The sequence below is a fragment of the Citrobacter sp. Cy070 genome (genome assembly GCF_030332245.1).
In the GTDB taxonomy this organism is placed as follows: domain Bacteria; phylum Pseudomonadota; class Gammaproteobacteria; order Enterobacterales; family Enterobacteriaceae; genus Citrobacter; species Citrobacter youngae.
The window spans coordinates 1-4,612 of the sequence record NZ_JAOWIG010000036.1 but is presented as its reverse complement, the minus strand read 5'-3'; the positions used below and the strand labels follow the sequence as shown (position 1 = coordinate 4,612).

The following is a 4,612-nucleotide window of genomic DNA, read 5'->3' as shown; positions in this document are numbered from 1 at the left end:
GGCTTTGTTGAATAAATCAGATTTCGGGTAAGTCTCCCCCGTAGCGGGTTGTGTTTTCAGGCAATACGCACGCTTTCAGGCATACCTGCTTTCGTCATTTTGTTCAGCGCTCGTACCAGGGCCATAGCCTCCGCAACCTGACCATCGTAGTCACGCAGCGTCAGTGAACCCCCGAACAGCTGTTTTACCCGGTACATCGCCGTTTCCGCTATCGAGCGACGGTTGTAATCTGTTGTCCATTTCCACCGCGCATTACTCCCGGTCATTCGCTGATTAGCCACTGCACGGTTACGGTCTGCATATTCACCGGGCCAGTAACCCGCACCTTTTCGGGGAGGGATAAGCGCGCTGATTTTCTTACGCCGCAGTTCATCGTGACATAGCCGGGTATCGTAAGCGCCATCGGCGGCGGCTGACCTGATTTTCCGGTGGGTTTGCCGGATTAACCCGGGGAAGGCCTCTGAGTCCGTAACGTTGTTCAGCGACAGGTCAGCGCAGATGATTTCATGTGTTTTACTGTCAACGGCGAGATGCAGCTTACGCCAGATACGGCGGCGTTCCTGGCCATGCTTTTTGACTTTCCACTCGCCTTCACCGAAGACCTTCAGCCCGGTGGAATCAATTACCAGGTGTGCGATTTCACCCCGGGTGGGCGTTTTGAAACTGACATTAACCGACTTTGCCCGCCTGCTGACACAGCTGTAATCCGGGCAGCGTAGCGGAACGTTCATCAGAGAAAAAATGGAATCAATAAAGCCCTGCGCAGCCCGCAGGGTCAGCCTGAATACGCGTTTAATGACCAGCACAGTAGTGATGGCAAGGTCAGAATAGCGCTGAGGTCTGCCTCGTGAAGAAGGTGTTGCTGACTCATACCAGGCCTGAATAGCTTCATCATCCAGCCAGAAAGTTATGGAGCCACGGTTGATGAGGGCTTTATTGTAGGTGGGCCAGTTGGTGATTTTGAACTTTTGCTTTGCCACGGAACGGTCTGCGTTGTCGGGAAGATACGTGATCTGATCCTTCAACTCAGCAAAAGTTCGATTTATTCAACAAAGCCGATGAGAAATGCTGACATTGTGTTTCCTCTTCATGTAGTTGGCTCAATTGTCGCATGTTGAAAAATTTGAATAGCATTTAACATCGACAAACTGACGGCTTTTTCTCTATCTCATTTTTTCTGTTCAGTTACGGGTGACGAAATTAACTCGACCAGCTCTTCCTTTCCCCACTATTCATGGGCATCAACGGAGAAAAGTTTTATGGATTCTGCGGTTCCTTCAAAGGCGTTGTCATAGCAACCCAGAATATTGATGTCGTAACCGGGCCCAGCTTCTCGGGTTAAAAGATGCTCCTTTGCGCTCCCTGGCAGTATTGCTATCAAGCGTCCTCCCGGTTTCAGGAATCTCATCGCATGTTGAAAATGTGCAATCCAGCGTGAGTCACTAAATGGAGGATTCATCAGAATTCTTTCAAACAAGCCGGTATTTTCAGGCTTGACCAATAGAAAATCATTAAGGGTGACGTTCCAGCGCAGGCCAGTAATTGCAACAGCTGCGGGGTGTATATCAAAACCAGTAACATCCACCCCCTCTGGTAACCCTTTCAGTAGCGCACCAAGACCGATATTCGGTTCCAGCAAACGCATACCTGAAGCCACCATACATTCATCAATTGCTCGTTTCTGGAGTTCTCCGACCGTTGCATAGAACTGGTGCGTATAGCGGTCAGGTATAGAACCATGTAATGCCAGAAGTTTGAATGCTTCAACGGGGCTAAAGTCAAAGTCATATACTTCTCTATATCTTCTGACAGCACCCAATGACTCCCATATGTTCACCAGTTCTTTTTTCTCACTAACAGACTGGTTGTCCCGCAGGATAAAAGTGTGCGGCCCCGGTGACAGGTGTTTGCCCGCGTTCAAATGGTCAGTGGCATATGATATTAAGGAGTTAACAGCAGAGAATGATATCAACTGCGACCGATATTCATTGGTTTTTACAGTTCTTGCGGAGTTATGGCCGGTGGTGTATCGGCGATCGAGAGGAATGCAGCCTGGCATTAAATGGGATAGTACCAGATTGAGATTGTCACAAGTTTCCTCCTCAATCAGGATATGCACATTGCCGTTAATAAACCCCTTCACTTTAAGACTATCGTTATCAATACTTACCCATTCGCCAGGGTTACTCATCATGTACTCTTTGACCGCAGCCGAATTCACATCCTCAGCACCGCTTCGTCCATACATCAGTCCAATAACCTTACGAAGGTCATTAAAATAGTTGAGATAGTCATAGGATCTGCGGTTATCTCTACTTGGTAAGCAGCTGGCTATGATGAGTTTGTTGCTGAAGCCCTGGGCACGGTTAGTCTTATGCAGAGCGGAGAGCTTTTCAAACACACCATGAACCATCTGGGCGAAGTAGTCTTTTTTCTCTTCATTCAATGCGAATGCGGTAGAAAAGATACTTTCTTCGTTGAAGGGTACAGGCTTAAGCTTCTCAAAATTTGATTCTGATGATTTTCGCCATGCCCTTAATCCTTCGTTCCAGTCATCGTATCTTTCGGTGGGCATAAATGGTTTTACGCCGGTCAGATCGAGCAGCTTTTGCCAGTACTTTTCATCGAGAGCACAGCGGGCCCGTTCTATACAGAACAAATTTTCTACAGCCAGCGTATATTTGATGGAATTGTCACAAGAATCACAGAACATGCGCCATGCTTCATCATGCCGGTTCCGCATCACTGCATCATACATGGCCTGCATGTGCTTCAGTGTTGTGTTGTATTCCACCAGCAGATCGCGCATGGCATTTAGTTTTTGAAAGCCGTCATGTTCAATGAGGCCACTTTGACTGTCTACGGGATTAGCATAAAGGCTGAGGACGTCTGATTCATTTTCATCGTTATTCGCTAATACAGCTGTCGGTAGGTTCATCAGATTTCTCCAAATAGAGAAATTATGAGACAGGTATGGCAGGTGACGAAGCAAATCGACGAACTACATAAGCCGGGATATTTGGGGATACCGTGAAGTACATAGCACGGCGGAAGTCCAAAAAAAGAGACCCCAGTAAGGGGTCTTAAATGAGGTATATATAACTATCAGATCACAGAGCCCGAAGCAGACTACTCAACGTCCTGAATTTCAGGAAGCTTCAACCCTTTCGGATAGAAGATTGTATGAACAGTCAGGTCAGCCAGGAACGTAGATTTGATAATTAATTTTATTATAGGGTTAATACTATCCCAAGAATCGGGCGAATTCCAGATAGTGGCATCACAGCTTTCAGGATACTGGTTAACTCCAGGAGCATGGCCAGCCGTGCAGCGCATTGGGTCGGTTGATTCATGCTCGCATTTAGGGCAAATATAGCGCCGCAGCTGGTGTTCACCTAGGTCTTGGTCAAAATCGTGAGGAGTTTCCCAGCAATGAACATCTTCAAGCTCAGGTAGCCTGGACGGAGTGTAAAAAGCCCACGGCACTTCCGTACCTCGCAGTACCTCAAGTGCGTGTATCACCCGCTCAGGCTCGATTTTAAGCACGTCACTGTATGCTTCTATTCGATCACGTAACAGGCTGGCCATTACAGAGATTGTATGGATATCGATACCGGCTGCTTGAGCGTCCCTTTCCAGCTGCTCAATAACGACATCAATACTTGCTGGTGGTGCAGACATAAATAACTGCGTTGCGGCTTCTTGTCGTGACATATACGAAGGTTCCTTCGGTTACCGGTGACAGTAACCGATATTTTCCCCTCGCTACAGCTGGTCACGAATTTTTTCAGCTTGTACATCGGATACCAGAACACAATCACCTGTTGCAGAATTACAAACGTAATATTTTCCGTCCTGATGCTGCTGTAATTTCAGTTTTGTACCCGTAAGTGACACTGTAACGCCACTTGCTTCAAACTGCCCTTTGTTGGTGATGAAAAAGTTGTTTTTTGCGAGGGTTCCGGCTTTCAAATCAACGCCTCTGATCACTTCACCCAGGTCCCATTCGTTCATTACTGAGCGTTGTTTATGGATCAAGGAGCCAAGACAGACAAACACCACGACACTGATTGCAGCAAGACCCATAAGGTTTTTAAACGAATGGTGGGCTTTCAGGTCAAGCGTCTTCGCTTCTACCAGCTGCTCGGACGTTAACTGGACAGCTCGATTGTTACGCGAAGGACGTTTACGTTGGTTAGCAGTCATGGTTCACCTCTGTTTGAAGGAGAGATAATTTTAAACCTGCCAGTATATAAGCGATCTGAATTGGGTGAAGCGAATCATCAATGCTCATGGCCAGTCTACCCTTCTGATTGGTATCTACGGCTTTGCTGCCTCGGTACTGGTATCCATATTTCTTCCTGGCAAGTTCCAGGCCAGCCAGCATGTACTGGACTTGCTGTAACGATAATGAATCAATTTGCAGAGACTTGAGCCTGTTTTTTTGCTGGCACAGACCAAATAACTCCCTCGACTCGAAATCGTCGGGGTAAGAGTGTAGTAACCCATCAACTGAGCAGGCATTCAACTTAGGAAGGTGCGAATAAGCGGGGAAATTCTTCTCGGCTGACTCAGTCATTTCATTTCTTCATGTTTGAGCCGATTTTTTCTC

At 47.1% G+C, this 4,612-nt stretch carries 5 protein-coding genes; all 5 read right to left on the bottom strand.

Annotated elements, in window-relative coordinates; all coding sequences use genetic code 11:
* Window positions 1-56: 56 nt before the first annotated feature.
* Window positions 57-1,025 carry an IS5-like element IS903B family transposase gene (locus OGY19_RS02890; protein ID WP_000654812.1) on the bottom strand — a complete coding sequence of 323 codons (969 nt, stop codon included), beginning with the start codon at window positions 1,023-1,025 and terminating at the stop codon, window positions 57-59.
* A 203-nt stretch (window positions 1,026-1,228) separates the two neighbouring features.
* Entirely contained in the window at window positions 1,229-2,938 is a 1,710-nt protein-coding gene (locus tag OGY19_RS02885; protein ID WP_007372173.1) for a DUF4942 domain-containing protein, read from the bottom strand.
* Window positions 2,939-3,129: 191 nt separating this feature from the next.
* Window positions 3,130-3,714: a hypothetical protein gene (locus OGY19_RS02880; protein WP_032951326.1), complete on the bottom strand. Its 585-nt coding sequence runs from the start codon at window positions 3,712-3,714 to the stop codon at window positions 3,130-3,132.
* A 51-nt stretch (window positions 3,715-3,765) separates the two neighbouring features.
* Window positions 3,766-4,206, bottom strand: a complete 441-nt coding sequence (locus tag OGY19_RS02875; protein ID WP_223226831.1) for a hypothetical protein — start codon at window positions 4,204-4,206, stop codon at window positions 3,766-3,768.
* On the bottom strand, window positions 4,196-4,579 hold the full coding sequence (locus OGY19_RS02870) for a hypothetical protein (RefSeq protein ID WP_286596222.1): 384 nt from the start codon (window positions 4,577-4,579) through the stop codon (window positions 4,196-4,198). Before OGY19_RS02870 ends, OGY19_RS02875 begins: the two co-directional genes overlap by 11 nt.
* Between the last annotated feature and the right edge of the window lie 33 nt (window positions 4,580-4,612).

Coding starts and splice junctions, on each gene's coding strand:
- OGY19_RS02885 (WP_007372173.1), bottom strand. CDS start 2,938: ATGAACCTACCGACAGCTGTATTAGCGAATAACGATGAAAATGAATCA.
- OGY19_RS02875 (WP_223226831.1), bottom strand. CDS start 4,206: ATGACTGCTAACCAACGTAAACGTCCTTCGCGTAACAATCGAGCTGTC.
- OGY19_RS02880 (WP_032951326.1), bottom strand. CDS start 3,714: ATGTCACGACAAGAAGCCGCAACGCAGTTATTTATGTCTGCACCACCA.
- OGY19_RS02870 (WP_286596222.1), bottom strand. CDS start 4,579: ATGACTGAGTCAGCCGAGAAGAATTTCCCCGCTTATTCGCACCTTCCT.